Source organism: Shewanella sp. 38A_GOM-205m (genome assembly GCF_000518445.1).
GTDB classification, from domain to species: Bacteria; Pseudomonadota; Gammaproteobacteria; order Enterobacterales; family Shewanellaceae; genus Shewanella; species Shewanella algae.
Genome location: NZ_JADP01000021.1, coordinates 69,825 through 92,185 on the forward strand (window position 1 = coordinate 69,825; position 22,361 = coordinate 92,185).

General features: G+C 53.0%; 22 protein-coding genes. 9 read left to right on the forward strand and 13 right to left on the reverse strand.

Annotation, left to right across the window (positions count from 1 at the left end; all coding sequences use genetic code 11):
• Positions 1 to 43: 43 nt before the first annotated feature.
• From N512_RS0113650 to N512_RS0113690, 9 genes are all read right to left on the reverse strand, one after another.
• The gene (locus tag N512_RS0113650) at positions 44 to 1,330 is read right to left on the reverse strand and encodes an NAD(P)/FAD-dependent oxidoreductase (RefSeq protein WP_028780687.1); all 1,287 of its coding nucleotides are present in this window, start codon (positions 1,328 to 1,330) and stop codon (positions 44 to 46) included.
• A gap of 165 nt (positions 1,331 to 1,495) precedes the next feature.
• Positions 1,496 to 2,311 (reverse strand): ABC transporter permease subunit, encoded by an 816-nt coding sequence (locus N512_RS0113655; RefSeq protein ID WP_025009896.1) that lies wholly within the window; start codon positions 2,309 to 2,311, stop codon positions 1,496 to 1,498.
• On the reverse strand, positions 2,308 to 3,207 hold the full coding sequence (locus tag N512_RS0113660) for an ABC transporter permease subunit (protein WP_037436682.1): 900 nt from the start codon (positions 3,205 to 3,207) through the stop codon (positions 2,308 to 2,310). The genes N512_RS0113655 and N512_RS0113660 overlap by 4 nt, the downstream gene beginning before the upstream one ends.
• The gene (gene potA / locus N512_RS0113665) at positions 3,204 to 4,340 is read right to left on the reverse strand and encodes a polyamine ABC transporter ATP-binding protein (RefSeq protein WP_025009894.1); all 1,137 of its coding nucleotides are present in this window, start codon (positions 4,338 to 4,340) and stop codon (positions 3,204 to 3,206) included. The genes N512_RS0113660 and potA overlap by 4 nt, the downstream gene beginning before the upstream one ends.
• Before the next feature lie 118 nt (positions 4,341 to 4,458).
• On the reverse strand, positions 4,459 to 5,556 hold the full coding sequence (locus tag N512_RS0113670; protein ID WP_025009893.1) for a polyamine ABC transporter substrate-binding protein: 1,098 nt from the start codon (positions 5,554 to 5,556) through the stop codon (positions 4,459 to 4,461).
• A gap of 155 nt (positions 5,557 to 5,711) precedes the next feature.
• Positions 5,712 to 7,085, reverse strand: coding sequence for an aspartate aminotransferase family protein (locus N512_RS0113675; protein ID WP_028780688.1), 1,374 nt, complete (start codon positions 7,083 to 7,085; stop codon positions 5,712 to 5,714).
• Positions 7,086 to 7,095: 10 nt separating this feature from the next.
• Entirely contained in the window at positions 7,096 to 8,445 is a 1,350-nt protein-coding gene (locus N512_RS0113680) for a glutamine synthetase family protein (RefSeq protein WP_028780689.1), read from the reverse strand.
• 1 nt (position 8,446) lies between these two features.
• Complete coding sequence (locus tag N512_RS0113685; protein ID WP_028780690.1) at positions 8,447 to 9,211, reverse strand: gamma-glutamyl-gamma-aminobutyrate hydrolase family protein; 765 nt, start codon at positions 9,209 to 9,211, stop codon at positions 8,447 to 8,449.
• 369 nt (positions 9,212 to 9,580) lie between these two features.
• Entirely contained in the window at positions 9,581 to 10,129 is a 549-nt protein-coding gene (locus tag N512_RS0113690; protein WP_028780691.1) for a cupin domain-containing protein, read from the reverse strand.
• Between the two features lie 209 nt (positions 10,130 to 10,338).
• On the opposite strand from N512_RS0113690, the gene N512_RS0113695 reads away from it, so the two are divergent.
• Together N512_RS0113695 and N512_RS23070 are read left to right on the forward strand one after the other, a co-directional pair.
• Positions 10,339 to 11,646 carry an NAD(P)/FAD-dependent oxidoreductase gene (locus N512_RS0113695; protein ID WP_028780692.1) on the forward strand — a complete coding sequence of 436 codons (1,308 nt, stop codon included), beginning with the start codon at positions 10,339 to 10,341 and terminating at the stop codon, positions 11,644 to 11,646.
• Between the two features lie 96 nt (positions 11,647 to 11,742).
• A complete protein-coding gene (locus N512_RS23070; protein WP_037475073.1) occupies positions 11,743 to 11,967 on the forward strand; it encodes a hypothetical protein in 225 nt (74 codons plus the stop codon).
• 48 nt (positions 11,968 to 12,015) lie between these two features.
• Here N512_RS23070 and N512_RS0113705 read toward each other — a convergent pair whose 3' ends face one another.
• Positions 12,016 to 13,512 carry an aldehyde dehydrogenase gene (locus N512_RS0113705; RefSeq protein WP_028780693.1) on the reverse strand — a complete coding sequence of 499 codons (1,497 nt, stop codon included), beginning with the start codon at positions 13,510 to 13,512 and terminating at the stop codon, positions 12,016 to 12,018.
• A gap of 255 nt (positions 13,513 to 13,767) precedes the next feature.
• On the opposite strand from N512_RS0113705, the gene N512_RS0113710 reads away from it, so the two are divergent.
• Genes N512_RS0113710 through N512_RS23815 form a run of 3 tightly spaced genes read left to right on the forward strand, consistent with a single transcriptional unit; the run spans position 13,768 to position 17,101 of the window.
• The gene (locus N512_RS0113710) at positions 13,768 to 15,105 is read left to right on the forward strand and encodes an aspartate aminotransferase family protein (RefSeq protein WP_028780694.1); all 1,338 of its coding nucleotides are present in this window, start codon (positions 13,768 to 13,770) and stop codon (positions 15,103 to 15,105) included.
• A 16-nt stretch (positions 15,106 to 15,121) separates the two neighbouring features.
• Entirely contained in the window at positions 15,122 to 16,606 is a 1,485-nt protein-coding gene (locus N512_RS0113715; RefSeq protein ID WP_028780695.1) for a CoA-acylating methylmalonate-semialdehyde dehydrogenase, read from the forward strand.
• Between the two features lie 18 nt (positions 16,607 to 16,624).
• On the forward strand, positions 16,625 to 17,101 hold the full coding sequence (locus N512_RS23815; RefSeq protein WP_051472812.1) for a hypothetical protein: 477 nt from the start codon (positions 16,625 to 16,627) through the stop codon (positions 17,099 to 17,101).
• 128 nt (positions 17,102 to 17,229) lie between these two features.
• Here the strand turns inward: N512_RS23815 and N512_RS0113725 are convergent, their stop codons facing one another.
• Complete coding sequence (locus N512_RS0113725; RefSeq protein ID WP_156029216.1) at positions 17,230 to 17,628, reverse strand: hypothetical protein; 399 nt, start codon at positions 17,626 to 17,628, stop codon at positions 17,230 to 17,232.
• A gap of 658 nt (positions 17,629 to 18,286) precedes the next feature.
• Between N512_RS0113725 and N512_RS0113730 the strand changes: the two genes are divergently transcribed.
• From N512_RS0113730 to N512_RS0113745, 4 genes are all read left to right on the forward strand, one after another.
• Positions 18,287 to 18,751, forward strand: coding sequence for a DUF3634 family protein (locus N512_RS0113730; RefSeq protein WP_028780697.1), 465 nt, complete (start codon positions 18,287 to 18,289; stop codon positions 18,749 to 18,751).
• Between the two features lie 43 nt (positions 18,752 to 18,794).
• Complete coding sequence (locus N512_RS0113735; protein WP_156029219.1) at positions 18,795 to 19,628, forward strand: hypothetical protein; 834 nt, start codon at positions 18,795 to 18,797, stop codon at positions 19,626 to 19,628.
• Positions 19,629 to 19,730: 102 nt separating this feature from the next.
• Positions 19,731 to 20,483 (forward strand): hypothetical protein, encoded by a 753-nt coding sequence (locus N512_RS0113740; protein ID WP_028780699.1) that lies wholly within the window; start codon positions 19,731 to 19,733, stop codon positions 20,481 to 20,483.
• Positions 20,484 to 20,633: 150 nt separating this feature from the next.
• Positions 20,634 to 20,990 carry a hypothetical protein gene (locus tag N512_RS0113745; protein ID WP_028780700.1) on the forward strand — a complete coding sequence of 119 codons (357 nt, stop codon included), beginning with the start codon at positions 20,634 to 20,636 and terminating at the stop codon, positions 20,988 to 20,990.
• 74 nt (positions 20,991 to 21,064) lie between these two features.
• Here the strand turns inward: N512_RS0113745 and N512_RS24405 are convergent, their stop codons facing one another.
• Both N512_RS24405 and N512_RS24410 read right to left on the reverse strand, forming a co-directional pair.
• On the reverse strand, positions 21,065 to 21,688 hold the full coding sequence (locus tag N512_RS24405; protein ID WP_156029222.1) for a hypothetical protein: 624 nt from the start codon (positions 21,686 to 21,688) through the stop codon (positions 21,065 to 21,067).
• Between the two features lie 48 nt (positions 21,689 to 21,736).
• Positions 21,737 to 22,165 (reverse strand): hypothetical protein, encoded by a 429-nt coding sequence (locus N512_RS24410; RefSeq protein WP_156029225.1) that lies wholly within the window; start codon positions 22,163 to 22,165, stop codon positions 21,737 to 21,739.
• Positions 22,166 to 22,361: the final 196 nt, after the last annotated feature.

The window sequence follows — 22,361 nt, forward strand, 5'->3', positions numbered from 1 at the left end:
GACTCCTTTAAATGGGCGCCGGGCGCCCTTGTACGGATAGGCATCAAATACCCAGTTTGTCCCTCAGGCTGTAATACCAGGCGCCGAGCGCAGAAAAGGGGACTCGCAGGGCATGTCCGCCGGGAAATGGATAATGGGGCAGGCTGGCAAAGGCATCGAAACGCTCCGCCTGTCCGGTCAGCACCTCGGCAATCAACTTGCCCGCCAGGTGGGTATAAGTCACCCCATGACCACTGCAGCCCTGGGAGTAATAGATGTTGCTGCCAATCCTGCCGACCTGAGGCAAACGGGAGAGTGTCAGCAGAAAGTTGCCTGTCCAGGTATAGTCGATACGGACCCCTTTCAATTGGGGGAAGGTCTTGAGCAGCTTGGGCAGGATAATCGCTTTGATATTCTCCGGATCTTGGGCGCCGTACACTACACCGCCACCATAGATCAGGCGTTTGTCAGCCGACAGGCGGAAATAATCCAGCAGATAGTTACAGTCCTCGACGCAGTAGTCCTGCGGCAACAGACTGTGGGCCAACTCTTCACCCAAGGGTTCTGTCGTGATTACCTGGGTACCGCAAGGCATGGATTTGGCAGCAAGTTGGGGCAGCAGTTTGCCAAGATAGGCATTTCCTGCCACCACCACAAACCTGGCCTTAACCTGGCCATTGGCGGTATGTACTATAGGGTACTCCCCTTCGTCGATACGTACTACGGCCGAATCCTCAAAAATTTTTCCACCGAGAGATTCCACCGCCCTCGCCTCACCCAGCGCCAGGTTCAGCGGATGGATATGGCCACCACTCTTGTCCAGCAAGCCGCCGATATAACGGTCTGTATTGACCACCTGGCGAATGCCGGCATCATCCAACAACTGCAGCTGTTCTGTGTGGCCATATCGCTCCCAGAGGGCTTTTTGCTGCTGCAGATGCCCCATCTGTTTGCGGTTGATGGCAGCAAATACCCCGCCGTTTTTGAGGTCACAATCTATCTGGTATTTTTCGATGCGTTCGCGGATGATGCGGCCGCCCTCGAAGGCCATTTCGCCAAAGAGCTTGGCCTGCACCTTACCGACAGTGCTCTCTATCACATCGAGATCGCGGCTGTAGCTGTTGACTATCTGGCCACCGTTGCGGCCCGAGGCGCCCCAGCCCACTCTGGCCGCTTCCAATACCACCACCTTGAAACCGGCCTCCAGCAGGTGCAGCGCCGAGCTAAGCCCGGTATAACCGGCCCCAATCACACAGACATCGGTTTCCAGCACCTCGCTTAAGCTGTTGCGTTCACGGGTGTCATTGGCCGAATCGGCATAATAAGAGGAGGTGTGGGCAGTGGCAGTCATGGTTAATCCAGCCTTTTATGTTTGTTATTTTTAACACTTGCATCATCCTACACAGTTAAATCGACTAAAACCAGTAGGAAACGCATTATAAAACACACTTTGTTCAATATTTAAAACATGCGAGAAAAATAGCGGCAGTGGCTGTCACAGCCAACCGCCTAATTGTTATTCCTCTGTTTGTCTGCTGCGGCGTTCGGCGCGGCGCGCCAGATACCAAGACAGGAAAGCGATCAGGGATACCACCAGAATGATCAGTGTCGCCAGGGCGTTGATCTTGGGGGACACCCCGAGCCGCACCGAGGAGAACACCACCATAGGCAGTGTAGTGGCGCCAGGTCCCGAGGCGAAGCTGGCAATCACCAGATCGTCCAGCGACAGGCTGAACGACAACAGCCAACCCGCCATCAGCGCCGGGGCTATCATGGGCACAGTTATCAGGAAGAAGGTCTTCAGCGGTGTCGCCCCCAGATCCATCGCCGCCTCTTCAATAGAGAGATCCAACTCTCTGAGGCGCGATGACACCACCACGGCCACATAGGCGGCGCAGAAGGTGGAGTGAGCAATCCAGACTGTCATCCTGCCCCGCTCAGCCGGCCAGCCGAGCAGATCCGACATATGCACAAACAGCAACATCAGCGACAGACCCGTGATCACCTCGGGCATAACCAAGGGCGCCGTAATCATGTTCGACAGCGTCAGCTTGGCCCAGGAGCGACGAAAACGTGTCATTACAAAAGCCGCCATAGTGCCTATGATCACCGCCATGGTAGAGCTGTAAAAGGCGATTTGCAGACTGGTCCAGACCGCATCCAGTATCTGCTGATCGGCAAACAGCTCGGCGTACCACTTGGCGGAAAAGCCGCCCCAGACAGTTACCAGTTTGGAGGCGTTGAAAGAGTAGAAAATCAGAATAAACATGGGGGCATACAGAAACACCAGCCCAATCCATAACATCAGGGTCGAGAAACTCAGCTTCTTCATATCTCTTTCTCCAGACTGCGGCTCTGATAGCGATGGAACAGGGTGATGGGCACAATCAGCAGCACCAGCATCACTATCGCCAGCGATGAAGCCACCGGCCAGTCACGGTTGTTGAAGAACTCCTGCCACAGCACTTTACCTATCATCAGCGAGTCCGGCCCGCCAAGCAGCTCGGGGATCACAAACTCCCCCACGGCCGGAATAAACACCAGCATGGAACCGGCAATAACGCCGCTCTTGGACAGGGGCAGCGTCACCTTCCAGAAGGTATTGAGACTGCGGGAGCCGAGATCCGCCGCGGCTTCCAAGAGGCTGACATCCAGCTTCACCAAGGTGGCGTACAGCGGCAATATCATAAAGGGCAGATACGCATAGATGATGCCGATATACACCGCCAGATTGGTATTGAGCATCTGCAGCGGCTCATCGACAATCCCAAGCCCCAGCAGCAGGTTATTGATAAGCCCTGTATTACTCAAAATCCCCATCCAGGCGTAGACCCGAATAAGAAATGAGGTCCAGGACGGCAACATCACCAACAATAGCAGCACTGTCTGCAACCTGGCCGGCGCCCGAGCGATGGCATAGGCCATGGGATACCCCAGCAGCAGACAACCTAGGGTGGAAACCAGCGCCATCTTGAGCGAGTTGAGATAGGCCGAGTAGTACATGGAGTCGCTGAGCAGCAACAGATAGTTACTCAGGTTGATAAATACCTGCAGCACTTCGTCGGCATACTGAAAACTTGGCTCATAGGGCGGAATGGCAATCGCCGCGGTGGAAAAGCTTATCTTCAATACTATGGCGAACGGCAGCGCGAAAAACAGCAGCAACCACAGATAGGGAAAGCCTATGGTCAGGTGGCGGCCTTTGAATCCTAGCTTGAGCTTCTTCATGATCTTAACACCACACCACTGGTGTCCTCCCAGCTGATATAGACTTCATCATCCCAGGTGGGGTGATCGGCGCGGCGTTCACGGTTGGTCATGCTGCACTGGACTATCTGACCATTGCCAAGGCGAATGTAATACACGGAGAAACCACCAAGATAGGCGATATCGTGAACTATGCCCTTGGCCCAGTTGTATTGCTCTTCGGGCTGCTCGCGGCTTATCAGAGTTTTTTCCGGCCTGACCGCCAACCAGACATGCTTGTCCTCGACGCTGGTAGACACACCATAACCCACGTAAAACGCCTGGTTCAGGCTCTCTGACTGAATGATCACATGGTCCACCTCATCGGCGGTGATCTCACCCTCAAACAGATTCACTGTGCCGATAAACTCGGCAATCATCCGGCTGTTGGGGCTTTCATAGATATCCATAGGCGAACCGGTCTGGGCTATCCAGCCATCGCTCATGATGGCAATCCGCTCGGCCATGGTCATGGCTTCTTCCTGATCATGGGTAACCATGACGCAGGTCACCCCTACCCGCTCGAGAATTTCCACCACCTCCAGCTGCATCTGGGTCCGCAGTTTTTTATCCAGCGCTCCCATGGGCTCGTCCAGCAACAGGAGTTTCGGCCGCTTGGCCAAAGAACGGGCCAACGCCACCCGCTGGCGCTGACCGCCGGAAAGTTGATGCGGCTTGCGGCGGGCATATTTTTCCATATGCACCAGCTTGAGCATCTCCTGCACCCGCTGCTCGATTTCAGCCTTGGGTAACTTGTCCTGCTTGAGGCCGAAAGCGATATTCTGTGCCACCGTCATATGGGGAAACAAGGCGTAGGATTGGAACATCATATTGATGGGGCGTTCATAGGGCGGCAGGTGGGTAATGTCCTGACCATCGAGAAAAATGCGTCCTTCGGTAGGCTTTTCAAAACCGGCCAACATTCTCAAAAGAGTCGACTTGCCTGAGCCTGAGCCGCCGAGCAAGGCAAAGATCTCGCCCTTGTTGATGGTCAGCGACACATCATCCACGGCGCGAACATCGTCAAAGAGCTTGCTGACCCGCTCGATTTTGAGCAGCACTTCATCCTGGGTTTTATTATTGGGTTTGACAGGAATGCCCGAGGTGATTGCCATAATACTTCTCCGCAAAATACCAAATGGGCGGCTCAGCGGCCGCCGCTGGTGGAACGAGTAAAGTTTGCCTGTACTACGCAATCAGACAATGAAGGGACACCTGGCCCCTGAGTTATTGTTATTGGCCGGATTTAACCTTGGTCCAAACCCGGGTCAGGGCCCGCTGGGCCTTGAGTGGACGAATTTCCCCCACATACAGGTTGTCCAGAGTTGCCTGTGGTGGATAAATGCCGGGATCGTTGCGAATAGACTCATCCACCAGTTTCTGCGCCGGTACATTGGGGTTGGCGTAGGAAACATAGTTGGAGATGGGGGCTATCACTTCCGGCCTGAGCAGGTAGTTGATAAAGGTCAGCGCATTATCGACATTGCCGGCGTCGGCAGGGATGGCCAACATATCGAACCAGAGGTTGGCGCCTTCCTTGGGAATGGCATAGGCAATCTTGTTGCCGTTACCTGCCTCATCGGCGCGAGTAGCCGCCTGGAGGATATCGCCGGAGAAACCGAAGGCGACACAGATATCACCATTGGCCAGATCCGAGATATAGCGCGATGAGTGGAAATAGGTGATATAAGGCCGTATCTTGGCCAGCACTTCACCGGCCTTGTCAAAGTCGGACGCCTTGGTACTGTTGGGATCCAATCCCAGATAGATCAGCGCCTGTGGCACCATATCATCGGCCGAGTCCAGCATGGACATCCCGCAGGATGACAGCTTCTCGGCATACTTGGGGTTGAACATCAGTTCGAGCGAATCTGTGGGCGCATCCTCTCCCAGCAGCTCTTTTACCTTGGCGACGTTATAGCCTATACCGTTGGTGCCCCAGAGGTAAGGCACGGCATACTGGTTGCCCGGATCGGCCTTCTCCAGCTGTTTCATCAACTGGGGATCCAGATTCTGATAGTTGCTCAGCTTGCTTTTATCCAGAGGCTTAAAGGCCCCGGCCTTGATCTGCTTGGCAAGAAAGTTGTTCGAAGGCACGACAATGTCATAACCGGAGCGGCCGGAAAGCAGTTTGGCTTCAACCACTTCGTTGCTGTCAAACACGTCATAGATCACCCGGATCCCGGTTTCCTTCTGGAAGTTGGCCAGGGTATCTTCGGCGATATAGTCACTCCAGTTATACACCCGGACGACTTCTTCGGCCTGGGCCGTGGCAGCGGCCGCAAGGCCTCCCAACAGTGCCACAGACGTTACTTTGGTCAATAGCTTCATGCTCTCTCCTTTTACGGGTAGCAGCGGTTGTAACCCGCCTTCAATTGTTAACTTATTGTCATTGTTATTAGTGTCACCAATGCTACTCCCTAAAACCCGCATCGGCGCCTTGGCAGCAAGGTATATCATGCCCTTACCGTCAATGGCAGGCAATCTTAGTCGTTCGTTTTTTGTACATCTGCGTAGGTCATATCGAGTGCTTGTTTCGCCTTTGTTACCAATTCATCGATTTGAGCCTGGGTTATCACCAGGGGTGGCGCGATGATCATAGTGTCTCCCACCGCCCGCATCACCAAGCCACTGGCGATGGAATGCTCCCGGCACTGAGTACCTACCCCAAGCTCGGCAGCAAAGCGCTTATGACTTGCCTTATCGGCGACCAGTTCCAGCGCGGCCACCATGCCAACGCCGCGCACCTCGCCCACCAGCGGATGCTGGGCCAAGACTTGCCGCAGCCGCTGCTGCAGATAAGGCGCGGTTTCCTCGGCCACTTTGGCGACTATGTTTTGCTGCTTCATCAGGCGTAAGTTTTCCAGTGCCACCGCGGCACTGAGTGGATGGCCCGAATAAGTGTAGCCGTGAGCAAATTCACCGCCCTTATCCAGTGCATCGGCGACTTTATCCGACACTATCACTCCGCCCATGGGGGCATAGCCCGAAGTCATCCCCTTAGCTATGGTGATAAGATCCGGCTCGAGATCGTAATACTCGGCGGCAAAGTAACAGCCGGTGCGGCCAAAGCCGGTTATCACTTCATCGAGGATGAACAATATGTCGTACTTGGCGAGGATCTTTTTGATCTCCGGCCAATAGCTGTCCGGCGGGACTATCACGCCGCCGGCGCCCTGAATAGGCTCGGCAATAAAGGCCGCTACCTTGTCTTCACCCAGCTCGAGAATTTTGCTTTCAAGCTCGCGGGCACAGCGAATACCAAACTCTTCGGCAGACAGTCCCTTACCTTCGCCATACCAGTAAGGTTGGGCGATGTGGACTATGCCGGGAATGGGCAGGTCGCCCTGGGCATGCATACCACTCATGCCACCAAGACTGGCACCGGCAACTGTGGAACCGTGATAGGCATTGTGGCGCGAGATAATGGTTTTCTTCTCCGGCTTGCCCTGGATGTCCCAGTAATGACGCACCAGGCGCAAGTTGGTGTCATTGGCCTCTGAGCCAGAGCCGGTGAAGAACACCTTGTTCATATGAGCTGGTGCCAGCGCGGCTATCTCTGCGGCCAGTTCAATCGCCGGCGGGTGGCTGCACTGAAAGAAACTGTTGTAGTAAGGCAGTTCCAGCAACTGATGTGCCGCCACATCGGCGATGGAGCGCAGGCCATAGCCCATGTTGACGCACCAGAGTCCGGCCATGCCATCGAGAATTTGATTGCCCTGTGAATCCCAGATATAGACGCCATCGGCGCGGGTGATCACCCGCCCACCTGCCTGTTTCAACGCCTTGGGATCGGTAAAGGGATGCAAGTGGTGGGCATGGTCCTTGGCCTGCCAGCCTTGAGTCTGTTGTGATTTCATCTCTCCCTCCTTAGACAGTCAGCAGCAGGAATTCCCGCTCCCAGGAACTCACCACCCGGCGAAAATTCTCAAGCTCGGCGCGCTTGACCGCAACAAAACCTGTGGTGAAGTCTTCCCCCAGATATTTACGGCAATATTGGCTCTCTTCCATCATGGCCATCGCCTCTTCCAGCGTCTGCGGCAAAGAGATCCCCGAGCGGTCTTCGTTGGCCCGGCCCTGCACCGGCGTCGAAGGTTTCACATCTTCAACGATTCCCAAATAGCCGCACAACAAGCTGGCGGCAATGGCCAGATAGGCGTTGGCATCTGCCCCCGGGATGCGGTTTTCAATGCGGCGATTTTGCGGTGAAGACTCGGGGATCCTCAGGCCACAGGTGCGATTCTCCTCGCCCCACTCCAGATTGACCGGCGCCGAGGTGCCAGGCAGGAAGCGGCGGAATGAATTGACGTTGGGCGCCATCAACGGCAGAAATTCCGGCATAAAGCGCTGCAGCCCGCCGATATAACTGAGAAAGTTCTGGCTCATGGTGCCATCTTCGCGGGTGAAGATATTCTTGCCGGTTTCCTTGTCGATAACGCTCTGATGCAGGTGCATGGCGCTGCCTGGCTCATTGGTCACAGGCTTGGCCATAAAGGTGGCGCAGACGCCGTGCTTGAGGGCGGCCTCTCTCAGGGTGCGTTTGAACACAAACACCTGATCCGCCAGCGCCAGTGGATTACCGTGGCTGAAGTTGATCTCCATCTGCGCCGTGCCTTCCTCGTGGATCAGGGTGTCGATATCCAGCTCCTGCGCCTCACACCAGTCGTACATATCCTCAAACAGGGGGTCATACTCATTGGCGGCATCGATGGAGAAGGACTGACGTCCGGATTCGGCGCGGCCGGAACGACCAACCGGGGGCTTGAGTGGCAGATCGGGATCGTCACTGCGACTGGTGAGATAAAACTCCATCTCGGGGGCAATCACAGGCTCCCAGCCCTTGTCTTCATAGAGCTTGAGCACTTTTTTCAATACGTTGCGCGGCGACAGCTCCAGCGGATTGCCCATCTTGTCATAAGTATCGTGGATCACCTGAGCCGTGGCCTCCAGGGTCCAGGGCAACATAAAGACCGCGTTTTCATCTGGCACGCAGACAAAGTCGATATCGGCGCTGTTGAGTAGGCCATAGTAGGCCTCATCATCGACATAATCGCCGGTCACGGTTTGCAGCAACACACTCTCGGGCAGCCGCATGCCCTTTTCATCGATAAACTTGTCTACCGGGGCAATTTTGCCGCGGGCGATACCTGTCATATCGCAGATAACACATTCAACTTCGGTTATTTTTTGTTCTTTTAAGAAGGCTTCAAGCTTATTCATATTATTTATTCCGCTGTTGCGCCCTAAGACTGCAAGCCTCCCCAAAGGCCTTAAAAATTGCGCTGTAGAAGGGGTTATTTCTGACCTGCCATTCCGGATGCCACTGCACTCCCAAGGCGAATGCCTTGGCATCGGTTACAGAGAAGGCTTCAATCAGACCATCTGGAGCATGCGCTTCAGGCCGCAACCCCTGACCCAGGCGCTCCACGCCCTGAGTATGGACGGAATTAACCATCGCATGGCTACGGCCCCAGGCGTCGAAAAGCATCCCTCCAGGTTCTATGCTGACCTCGTGGGACAAGCCATACTGCACTTCCAGTGGAGCGCTCTTGTCTTCTCTGTGTTCAATAAAACCACCCACTTCATAGAGCTTCTGGTGCAAACTGCCGCCGTAAGCCACATTCATTTCCTGAAAGCCGCGGCAGATACCGAGTACCGGCACTCCGGCCTCTATGGCAGCGCGAATTAAAGGCAAGGTAGTGTCATCCCGCTTGGGATCATGGTGGGTGCCCGGTTCGCTGGCCGGGCCTTGGTAATGATGAGGTTCAACATTGGAGGGGGAGCCGGTAAACAATATGCCGTCCAGGCGTTCGAGCAGTTGTGCTATCGGGGTATCGGCCCCCAATGCCGGGATCACCAGGGGCCAGGCTCCGGCACCTTCGACCACGCCCAAGAGGTATTTCTCGCCAACAATATTGAAAGGATGCAGCCCCAACTGCTCATTGCATGCGGTTACACCCACCAACGCCATTGCTGCCTGTGCCATATCTCACCCCAAAACACTCAAATCCAGGTCTCAGTTTTGAACATTCACTAAAGCAAATGTTCATTTTTTCACACACTACACGGATTTTTTCGCACAGGCAAGAGGTTAATATCCTGTTAAACGCAGCCTCAAGCTAAAATTATTTAAGCTTTTATTTTTAAATGAATATTTAAAAATACCTTGTGTTTGAGATAGGTGTAAACAAGCTTGAACAAGGCAAAAAATTGGCTTTGCATCACACTGGTTCAGCGGGCACCAATTCGGTGCACACGGGGTTATACGGTCGATATTATTTACACTTACAGGCAAATATGCTGCCCGAAGTGAATTTACGGGCAGCAAATCGCAATCAGCAAAGGAAATGGAAGATCAAAAGTTGGCAGGAGTGGTGGCACTGACCAGATGACAGGGTTCATCGAAAGGATTGCGGAACCTGTGTGGTTGTTCGCTATTGAAATAGTAGCTGTCACCGGCCTCCAGAATAAACACCTCTTCACCGACCGTCAGTTCAAAGCGACCGGTAATCACCAGCGCTGCTTCTTCCCCTTCGTGGCGCAGCATCTCTTCACCCGTATCGGCTCCCGGGGGGTAAGTCTCCGACATCACAGACATGGCACGGTTGGGGTAATCCCGACCAATAAGCTTGAACTCCAGTGGCCCAGTGCCTATGTCCAAAAGCTCATTGGAGCGATACACCACTTTTTGCTCGGTAGTGCCGTTTTCACCTATGGAGAAAAACTCCACCAGCGACATGGGGATCCCCGAAAGCACTTTCTTGAGAGAACTGACTGAAGGGCTGACACTGTTTTTCTCTATCATAGAGATGGTGCTGTTGGTCACCCCGGCGCGTTTAGCCAGCTCACGCTGGGACAGGCCTTTCATCTTTCTAACAGCCTTGAGGCTGGCACCTATATCCAAATCGCAAATCCCCCAAAAATCTCTTATCAGGCGGTTACAGGACACGGTCGGCAGCGGCTTCTGCACAAGGGCAACCAGGGTCCCGGTGAAATTGTTTTGTATTATATGACAAAAGCATGTTAAATAAAACGAACACTTTGAAGGCAAGAGTGCGACGACCGTCGGATGTAACCAGCCGAGTCCAAACTTATAACAAGAACGGAGCCATGATGCCAATCCAGTCCCCCATTCACAGTGACAACTATCCCGCCTCTTTTTACCATGCGACCGCCAAAGAATTGTTTCAGCATCCCAGGCTGGAAGAGTTCTTGGAGACAGATGTCTGCGTAATAGGCGCTGGCTTCAGCGGTCTCAACAGTGCCATCGAACTGGCTGAACGAGGCTTTGCGGTCACCATACTGGAAGCCAAAAAAGTGGGCTGGGGCGCCTCAGGGCGTAATGGCGGAGAGTTGATCCGCGGTATTGGCCATAATATTGAACAGTTTGAGCCCAGTATAGGTAAAGAAGGTGTACTGGCTATCAAGCAGATGGGTTTTGAAGCCGTCGACATCGTCCGGCAACGGATAGCGCAATACCAAATCGATTGCGATCTGCGCTGGGGCTACTGCGATCTGGCGCTGAAACCAAGACATATGCAGGAGCTTGAGCAGGAGCTTACCGAGCTTGAGCAACTTGGCTACCCACATAAGCTCAAGCTGTTGTCCAAGGAGCAGTTGCCCGAAGTCATAGGCTCTGAGCGTTATCTCGGCGCGCTCAGCGACATGGGCAGCGGCCATCTGCACCCTTTGAATCTGGCCCTCGGCGAGGCCCGTGCAGCCCGAAGCCTGGGGGTTAACATCTATGAAGACAGCGCCGCCACCGAAATCATCAAGGGCGAGCAGATACGGGTCAGGACTGAGAGAGGTGAAGTCCGTTGCCGCTATCTGATTTTGGCCGGCAATGCCTATATAGGTGCCAAACTCGAACCTCATATCGGCGGCAAGGTGCTACCGGCCGGCAGTTATTTGCTGGCGACTGAGCCCCTGTCGCAAGCGCTCTGCGCTGACATTATTCCGCAGAATATGGCCTTCGCCGATATGAGCATAGCACTGGACTATTTTCATCTGTCGGCCGACAACCGCCTGTTATTTGGCGGGCTGTGCAACTACTCGGGCAGAGATCCCAAGGACATTTGCGCCGCGCTCAGGCCCAATATGGAAAGAGTTTTCCCGGCGCTCAAGGGCGTAAAAATAGATTATCAGTGGGGTGGCATGATAGGGATAGGCGCCAACCGTATGCCGCAGATAGGCAGGTTGCCGGATAGCCCCAACATCTATTTCGCCCAGGCCTATGCCGGGCATGGCGTCAATGCCACCCATATGGCGGGTCGTCTGCTGGCAGAAGCTATCAGTCAGCAGGCTGAGCGCTTCGATATCTTTGCCTCAATAGAGCATATGACCTTCCCGGGTGGCCCGGCGCTGCGCTCGCCCATTCTGGCGGCAGGCATGCTGTACCATAGATTCAAGGATCTATTCTGAACAAGGCCTGTCTTGAAAAGACCTGTTTTGAAGACAAGTGTATTTTGAGTAGGGAGCCATTTTGAAAACAAGTACGGCAAAGGCGTTGTGGCAGTCGTGAATACTCCCTTCGATATCAGCCGCATTCATACGCCACAGGGGATTTTTCGCCTCAAAGGGGAACTGCAAGTCTCACCGCCGAAACTCGTGTGCAGGCAGCTTGAAATTCTCGGCAGTGACGGTTGGCTGGAGCTGCGAGTCGAAGATAACCGCACTCAAGTGCTACTCGATGCGCTGTTTGAACCAGTGCGTGAACACCTCAAGCCCTGTAGCCTTCTATAAAGACAATCCCCCCGCAAGGCAGGGGGATTGTCTATGACAGCAAACCGATTAAATGGCTATCCAGGTTGCCTTAATTTCTGTGTATTTATCAAAAGCATGCAGCGACTTATCGCGGCCGTTACCCGACTGCTTATAACCACCGAAAGGCGCCGTCATATCGCCGCCGTCATAATGATTGATCCACACCATGCCGCTTCTCAGCGCCTTGGCAGTTCTGTGGGCCTTGCTGAGATCCGCTGTCCACACACCGGCCGCCAGGCCATAGATGGTATCGTTGCCAATGGCTATCGCCTGCTCCATTCCCTCAAATTCAATCACACTCAGCACAGGGCCGAAGATCTCCTCGCGGGCGATACTCATCTGGTTATTCACTTCACGGAACAGGGTCGGCGCCACATAAACGCCACCGGTTTCAGCCATGAGTTGCTCGCCGCCACAGACCAGCACAGCACCTTGCTGCTTACCCGCCTCGATATAACCGAGAATAGTCTGCAGCTGCTGCTGATCCACCACGGCGCCACTGACGGTATCCGGATCCAGCGGATGCCCCGGCTGCCAGGATTTGAGCTCGTCGATAATGAGCGCTATCAGTTGCTCCTTGACTCCGGACTCCACCAGCAGGCGCGAACCTGCGGTGCAAACTTCGCCCTGGTTGAAGGCGATGGCCGAAGCTGCCGCCTGCGCCGCGGCCTTGAGATCCGGGCAATCGTTAAAGACTATGTGGGGGCTCTTGCCACCGGCCTCCAACCACACACGTTTCATATTGGACTGACCGGCGTAGACCATCAGTTGCTTGGCTATCTTAGTGGAGCCAGTAAACACCAGGGTATCGACATCCATATGCAGCGCCAGCGCCTTGCCAACTGTATGACCAAAACCGGGCAATACATTGAGCACTCCGGGCGGGATCCCGGCTTCCAAGGCAATGGCAGCCATACGAATCGCCGTCAAAGGGGATTTTTCCGAGGGTTTGAGGATAACAGAGTTACCGCTGGCCAGCGCCGGCCCCAGTTTCCAGCAGGCCATCAGCAGGGGGAAGTTCCACGGCACAATCGCGGCCACTACCCCGACAGGCTCACGGGTGATCATGCCGATTTCATTGTCAGCGGTGGGCGCTATTTCGTCGTAAATCTTGTCAACCGCTTCGCCGGACCAACGCAAGGCCCTGGCGGCATTGGTCACATCCACCGACTTGGAAAAACGGATTGGCTTGCCCATATCCAGGGTTTCCAGCAAGGCCAGTTCATCGCTATGCGCCTCCAGCAAATCGGCAAAGCGTATCATCACCTTTTTGCGCTCTACCGGCGCCATTCGCGACCAGACTCCGGATTCAAAACTGGCTCTGGCACTGGCCACCGCTGCCTCGGCATCGGCCAGATCGCAACTGGCTACGGCGGCGAGCTTGTTGCCATCCACAGGGCTGATGCAATCGAAGGTCTCGCCGGATACGGCTGCACAATACTCTCCATGAATAAAGGCCTGGCCACAGATCTGCAATTGCGCAGCCAACTGCTGCCATTGCTGACGGGTTTGCGGTGTACTCATAAATCCTCTCATCTGCTTGCAAGCGGGCATTCCACTACCTCAGTAGGCCTATCGCGGCCAACTCGTGCAGCCATCGCGAGTTATTCGGGTCGCTCCAGATTAGCCTCGAGCACGGCATAAATTCAATATATTTTACAAAAATAGATTTTTTGGCATAAATAATTGCACACAGGCCTTCCATGTTCATTATTTCTGACATAGCATAGCGAAATATCAATCACCATTAACAAGCCCGCAACACTAAGGTTAATGCTTATGGCAGAGCTAAAACAACAGGCGAAAACACAGGGCAATCTCGAGCATTACTGGATGCCTTTCAGTGCCAACCGTCAATTCAAGCAGACTCCCAGGCTACTGGCTTCGGCCGAAGGCATGTATTACCGGGATGTCGATGGCCGTCAGGTGCTGGACGGCACCGCAGGTCTTTGGTGCTGTAATGCCGGCCATGGCCGGGCGGAGATCAGTGAGTCGGTCAGCCGTCAGATCCGCGAAATGGACTATGCCCCCAGTTTTCAGATGGGTCATCCGTTGGCATTCGAGTTGGCCGAGCGCCTCAGTGAAATCGCCCCGCCCGGCATGAACCGTATCTTCTTTACCAACTCGGGCTCAGAGTCAGTCGACACCGCACTCAAGCTGGCGCTGTGTTACCACAGAGCCAATGGCGAGCCGAGCCGCAGCCGTTTTATCGGCCGTGAGCTGGGCTATCACGGTGTGGGGTTTGGCGGTATTTCGGTGGGCGGAATTGGTAATAACCGCAAAGGTTTCAGCCCGCAGCTCCTCGGCGGCGTCGATCATCTACCCCACACTCTGGATATGGAAGCCAACGCCTTCAGCCGCGGCTTGCCCGAGCATGGCGCCGACAAGGCCGAGGCGCTCGAGGGACTAATTGCCCTGCATGGCGCAGAGAATATCGCCGCCGTTATCGTCGAGCCCATGTCAGGCTCGGCCGGGGTAATATTGCCACCCAAGGGCTATCTCAAGCGCCTTCGGGAGATCACTCAAAAGTACGGCATCTTGCTGATATTCGATGAGGTGATTACAGGTTTTGGTCGGGTGGGCGGCGCTTTTGCCAGCAACCACTGGGATGTGACCCCGGACATAATGACCGCGGCCAAGGCGCTCAACAATGGCGCCATCCCCATGGGCGCGGTGTTTGTGCAGCAAGCGATTCACGATGCCTGTATGCAGGGCCCTGAGGCAATGATCGAGTTCTTTCACGGCTATACCTATTCGGGGCATCCGGTTGCGGCCGCGGCGGCACTGGCCACCCTGGATATCTACCGTGACGAAAAGCTGTTTGAGCGCACTACAACGCTGGCGCCCTATTTTGAGCAGGCGCTGCACAGTCTCAAGGGGCTGCCCAATATCATTGACATTCGCAATACCGGCCTGGTAGGTGGCATTCAGCTGGCCCCCAGCCCGCAAGGTGTTGGCAAACGCGGCTATCAGATTTTCGAGCGCTGTTTCTGGCAAGGTGCGCTGGTACGGGCCACCGCCGACATCATAGCCCTCTCACCACCACTGATAGTGGAAGAGTCCCAAATAGATCAACTGATTTCCACCCTGGCCGACGCCATCCAAACCGTCGACTGAAGCACACAGGATAGTTATGCGTATTTACAGCCACTATATAGATGGACATGAGACAGATGGCAGCCAGGCTCAGGCTTCACTGCCCATTTTTAACCCGGCCAACGGCGAAGAGCAAGCCAGAGTCGCCCTCGCCTCCCAGGCTGATACAGAACGGGCGATAGACTCGGCCAAGCAGGCTTTTGACGCTTGGTCAAAGGTATCGCCCCTTAACCGGGCGCGGGTGCTGTTTCGCTTCAAAGCTCTGGTAGAAGCCGAGATGGATGAGCTGGCCGAACTTATCTGCCTGCAACACGGCAAAGTGCTTGAGGATGCCAGGGGCGAGTTGGTTCGAGGACTGGAAGTGGTGGAGTTTGCCTGCGGCATTCCCCATCTTCTCAAGGGGGAACACACTGAGCAGGTTGGCACTGGCGTCGATGCCTGGAGCATCAATCAACCGCTCGGGGTGGTTGCCGGCATTTCGCCGTTCAATTTCCCTGTGATGGTTCCCATGTGGATGTTCCCGATTGCCATCGCCTGCGGCAATACCTTTGTGATGAAGCCATCGGAAAAGAATCCGGCGCCGGTACTCAGAATTGCCGAGCTGTTGACCCAGGCCGGGCTGCCGGATGGGGTTTTCAATGTTATCAACGGCGACAAGCTGGCGGTAGATACCCTGCTCTGCCATCAGGATGTTCAGGCCATCTCCTTTGTCGGTTCAACGCCTGTGGCCGAGTATATCTACAGTAAGGCATCGGCCCACGGCAAACGGGTACAGGCACTCGGCGGCGCCAAGAACCACATGCTGCTGATGCCGGATGCCGATCTGGAACTGGCCAGCAACGCCCTGATGGGCGCGGCCTATGGTTCTGCCGGCGAGCGCTGTATGGCTATTTCCGTGGTACTGGCGGTTGCTGATGTGGCCGATGCCCTGATAGAAAAACTGCAACCCAAAATAGCCGCGCTCAAGGTAGGTAACGGCCTGGTGCCGGGTATGGAAATGGGGCCGCTCATCTCCCGCGCGCATCTGGACAAGGTCTGCAGCTATATAGACAGCGGTATACAGCAGGGCGCAGTTTGCCTGGTCGATGGCCGCAATACCTTGGCAGACAGCGAAGGCTTCTTTCTCGGTGCGACCCTGTTCGATGGCGTCACCCCCGAGATGCAGATTTACCGGGAAGAAATCTTCGGCCCAGTGCTTTGCATAGTCAGGGTAGCCGACTATGACTCGGCGCTGGCTCTTATCAATCAACATGAGTTCGGCAACGGTACCGCCATCTTTACCCAGAGCGGCGAGCTGGCGCGCGACTTTTGCCACTCGGTGCAAGTCGGCATGGTGGGGGTCAATGTACCTATCCCTGTGCCCATGGCATTTCACAGTTTCGGCGGTTGGAAACGCTCGCTGTTTGGCCCACTGCATATGCACGGCCCAGATGGAGTTCGCTTCTACACCCGGCGCAAAGCCGTTACCGCCCGCTGGCCCAAACAGCTGAGTGCCGATTTCATCATGCCGACCATGAAATAGGGAGAGAGGGAGAGCCTGATGCACATCAACAATATCAGAGTACTGGCGCGTAATACTCCCGAGGTAAGTGAATACTCCATCGCCGAGGAAAAGCGTCTGCAGGGCGCGCCGCGCCAACGGCTGGAGAACCATTACTCCAGCCCCTGTGAGCAGTTTCATACCGGAATGACCAAAAGCAAAAAAGGCCCTGGGAAAATAGACAACACCAACAAAGACTACAACCAAAACCACGAAAGGAACAAACTCAGCAAAAAAAACCAGGAAAACCGTCCCGAAAAGCACCCGCGCGACAACCAGCTGACCCCCGCCGGGGACCGCAACAGCGGGCAACAAAAACTTCCCGACAGCAAAACCGATGGGGGGAATCAACACAACAGACAAAAACAAAACCCACATGACGTCCAACAACAGCAGCGGGGCCCAGGCAGAAACCAGGTAAAACCGGAAGAGTCCAGGACAGGACCCGCAAAACAAAGAAGCCAAAAACCATGGTGAACCAAGTCACAAAAACACACAACCCGCGGCAATGGGCACAACCGCCGGGCAAAGCCATAACCCCAACCTCACCCATGCCCGAAAGAAGCCACAAAACAAAAGTGACCAAGGACTACCGACTTAGGACACTATAACAAAACCCCGCCCATTGCCCCGCTCAGGGCAGCCAACAAGCCAATAAAAACTAAGGAAAAAACATCGGAACATAAGCCAGAAATAAAAAACTCGATAAAGACAATACACCCAAAGAGGATCACGCAGGTAACCATGAACAACTCAACGGCTACAAGAGACAAGCCGGACAAATAAAAGACAACCGGGCAGAGGACAGCACAAGACAGACCTAAAAGTAACCCGCCGAAAACGACTCCCAGGACAACAAAGAAAGCCAGTGCAAAAACGAGTGCAGTAACGCAAGGACACCCAAACGGAACACCAATGAATACGCCCCAGAAAAACGGGAAAATCAATAAGAAGAGCGAAAATATAAACACCAAATACCAAAAAACCGGAGCCGAAACCTGCACCTAGCAGAAAAAACCGCAGACAAGCCCCACGACCATACAGACAAAGAGCCAGACTACCAAACAAACGACAAAACTAAGAGACCAAGCTGGGAAAAGTCCGAGCCCTAGCACGACACAGAGACAGAGTCGGATGCAGAGAGCAACAAAAACACCCACCACAAGGACGGCACCAGGCTGGCAAAAGACACAGACAATTGCTAAGAAACAAAAAAAAGATCACCAACCAAGCCAGTGAACAAACCACCACAGACAAAACCCACCAACCACCCAAAAACAAAAAGTAAAAAAGAAGAAACCTGAGAGACACGACTCAAAAAAAAAATGCAGTACTCAAAGCAATGACCGCAAGCGAGGCGAAGCAACAACACCCAAAAAACGGCTGAAGGCCAGCAAGCTACAGCTCAACTGAGAAAACTGTACTCGCCGCACGGCAAACGACCCACCAAAACTGCACACCAGTTCCAAACGTGAACAACAGAAATGACCCAAGACCGCAAAATTACAAAAGTACACGAACCAAGACGCGACCGAAGACTGGGAGAAAACAGACAAACATGAACAAAGAATAACCAAGGATAACCAAAGACAAAGTCCTAACAGCCTTACCAAAAAAATCAACAAAAGAAGCAAGAACAAACACCACCGCTAGCAAAAAAAAATGACGAAAAAAAAAAACAACCGGAAAAAACAAAACAATCTGCCAGAAAAAACGAGGCGCACGAAAACCACTAGGAAAAAAATAGCCGCAATCACCCAGAAAACAACAAATAAAGAAAAACAGCAGTACAATAACAAAAAAGGACTGACAATAGCCAAAACACATGTCAAGGACAGACAAATAAACGACAACAAGAGCAAGAGCCCCGAGACGATTAAACACAAATGCCACGCCCTGGACAACAAAAAAAAACAAACAGCTACAGTAAAACACCAAACCACCCGGAAACGGCAGCCGCAAAGCACAGCCAATCACCCAAATAAAAATACTCAACGCCGCCGCAACCGATTGCCAACCCAAAAAGAAAACAACAACAACAGCGACAACAGCAAACAACAAGGCAAAAAACCCATCAAAGCGAAAAACGCAACACCCGATGCTAACGCCCAGGCGCACATCAAATAGAATCAACTACTTACCCGAAGACAAGAAAGCAGAGAAGAACAGATTGGGCAACACCCACCCCGACGCGGGCGATCGAAAACGGAAACAGATACCACAAGAGCAACCCCCAAGGAACAACAAGGCAAAAAAACCAATTGAAGACCATGCCAATACAGACAAAGATAGGGCCATCATTAATGAAACCTGTATACATACAAGGTTACCAACCAAACAAACAAAAGCCGAAAACAGCAAGACACACAAACAAACGCAACACGCAAAAGAAAACATCACTCTACCAAAGATCTTCCAACCAAAACATCACCAAAGTAAACTCCCCCACCCCCAAACCCCAAAGGCGAATCTCCCGAAGGGGGAAGAGAGAAGCCGACCCCATCAGAGAAATAAAGACGTCAAAAAGCACATAAGACCCCCAGCGACAAACCTTCAGAAACAGAGCGAAGCGCCAGCCCAGCGCAAAGAACCAAACGAGACCAACGGACACCCCCAGAACATCAACAACTATCCACGGGCACCCGCCAACGGCAAACACCGCAATCTACCAACTCAACCCAGCAAGAACCCCAACGTAATACTAAAACCACACCGCCAACACAAAATGAGCAACCAGCAAACGCCCAATCATCCGCAAACTCAAACGACGCACCACAGCCAAAATCCAACATGCAAACATACCAGAACCCCGCAGCTCCCCGGCAAAGAAGCCCCAAAGATCCAACCTAGGGCCAAGAACAAGAAAGCAATGAAGACCGACAAAGCAACAAACCAAAAGGACAAGCATCAGAAGGAACAACAAAACCTCAACAAAACCAACAAAAAGCAGAACAAACAGAGGAATCCAAGCCATAAAACCAAAGCAGCCCACAGCCACGACTGACGACTCCACTATAACAACCAAATCAACAAAAAACAGCCACCAAAACGCAGACACAAACGCGAAAAAATCTAAACAAAGAAAAGCGAGGCAAACGGAAGGTCGATGAACAAAAAACAGACCGCCTGCAGCCAGAATGCCACAAACAACAATCTGTCCCCCACACCCACATCCCGAAAGAGCACCTCAAGCAGCCAAAACCACCCGGATAGCCGACCAAACGCACAACCCAAACGCAACCACAAGAGCATAGAAACATACAGGAGTAGCAAGGAAAGAACAACACGCAAAGAAAAAAACTCCAGCGACAGCGAAAAGCTAGACGACACCGAAATACCAAACGGCCTCACCAACCTGGCCCAAGAAAGGCAAATAAAAAAACAGGCCAAATCACCAAAGCCCACTGAACAAAAGATCAAAAGAGAACACCTCGATGGAGAGAAACAGGCACACCGGAACACAAATGTAACCAAGAAGCAACGAACAAAGCTCTGCGCTAAAGACTGCAAAGAGGGAAACGAAAAAACAAATAACCATCCAAAAACGGCTAAAACAAGAAGCAACAACAGAAAACCCCCAAAACCTGGGCTAAGCAACAGACCGAAAGACGCAGAACCCGGACACAAAACAGTGATGAATCGCAGCAATCCCGCTCTCCAGCAGAAAAATCCTGCGCACGGCAGAAGTCAACAACAGTCAAACCTAAGAAAGAAACAACGAAACAGCAAAACCAGAACCGACAACAGCAATAGCAAAAAGCGAAACGAAGCCGAGCAACCCAGAGGCCAAGACAAGGCCCAAAACCGGAACACCCCCAAACAACACACCCAACCAACCAACAAACCAAAGAGCCCATGAAACCAGCTGAGCAAAAACCTAAACCAGAACAGACAAACCCCCAACGACAAGCAAAAATACCCACAAAAGCAACAAAGCAAAAAGAGTAAAAACCCCGAGGGAAAACCAAACCCAAATAACCCACAAAGGCAAAGAACGAACCCCAAGCCGATGAACATCAACGCCGCTAAAAGCAAGGCGTCGACGGCGATCAAGACGCAGCCGCCACACCTTACGCGAGACTACAACAAGGAAAAGAGCTCGACCCACAAGCCAGTCGCAGCCGCGGCAGACCCGGCCAAGAAACAGAAGCCACAGCACCGAGAGACAAGCAGCAAAAAAACAAAAAACAGAAAGACAACAAACACCAGCGCCAAATTGCCAAAAAGAAACAAAGACAACAACCACAACAACAAAATGACACAACTGAACAACAGAAAAAACCAGGAAGAACAGAGGCTAAACGAAAAACCTGCAAGTGACCTAGAACCAAGAGCAAAACACACCGAACTGAAAGCACTCACTTGAACAAAGACTACGGTGCCCGAAAGAAAACCACCAACGCAACAACCCAAGCAAAACTCCCACAAACGCAAAAAAACTCAAACATAACAGAGAACACCCACACCCGCAATGGCACCATCGAAAATGACAACCCAGAAAAGCACAAAGCGGGCAGAGTCAAGACCAATAACAGAAAAAAAAAAGAGAAAAAAAGAAGGTTGCCCCGGCAAAGAGCGAGCAAACTCAGCAACACAGACAAAACAACCAAAAGGAAAAACACAGAGCTGAAGAAAAACCACACCAGCGCAGTAACCGCCATAGCCAGGATCGAAAAAAGTAATGACCTGAAGCAACAACAAGACACGCGGATCAACCAGGGCACCAAGGCCAGCAAAAAAAAACGGAACAAAACCGAGACCCACTAACACAACCATAGAAAACGAAACCAAAAGGGCAAAATGGAAGCAAAGCAGACAACAAGACTGCAACAAAACGAAAATGCCAGAACTCAATACTGCGGCAAAAACCACAAAACTAAAAAAGTGGGAAGCAACAAAGAAAACAATAGCGGAGGTGACACCAACGCCAGAATGGACGCAGCCAAAAAGAACCAAGACGACCAAAACGGCACCTACCGACAGCACACCCATGCCGAACAGCACAAACAGAAGAACAAAAAACACTAAAAGCTGAGAATGATGCAACTCAGCAAACTGCCACACATCACCGAAAAAAACAACACTAGAAAAGAGAAGCGCAGAATCGAGAAATCACTGAAAAAAAAGAATACCAAGACCATAAAAAACAAGAATAACACCATGGGAACCGGCCTGTGAGGTTCGGCGCAACAAACGTGTCACACGGACAACTGTGAGGGAAAACCAGAAGAACCCCGCCTCAACCAGAGCCAGCAGCGAAAGGTTACGCGCAAACAGGAACACCAAAAAAGTAACAGCCGGACAGCACCAATGACCCTGAAGAAAAACTGAACCGGCGCAAACAGAGCCGCACAAAATCACAGCACGAAAAAACCGGTCAACATGAAAACAAAGGATGCCGAAAACGGCTCCATCGAGCCGGCCGAAGGTCCACGCCGCGCCCACAAACGGCAGTGGAAGACAAACACAAACCAAGCCAGACAAGGCAGGGAAAAGAAAACTCGCCCAGAAACTCTCACCGAAAAAAGCCAACTGCAGCAAGGGGGAGGATACTGAAAGCTACATCCCACACGCCAAGGCCCGCGGGAACACGAGGGAAAAGGCCAAAACCGTTAAGGAAGGTGCAAATAAGTCCTCGTGGCACTCTGGCTTGCACAGCAATTGGCGTTCAAGGCATCTGACTGAAGGCATGCCGGGGCCTGTCGAAGTCGGATAACGCAGAGAGCCGGTTGCTGTG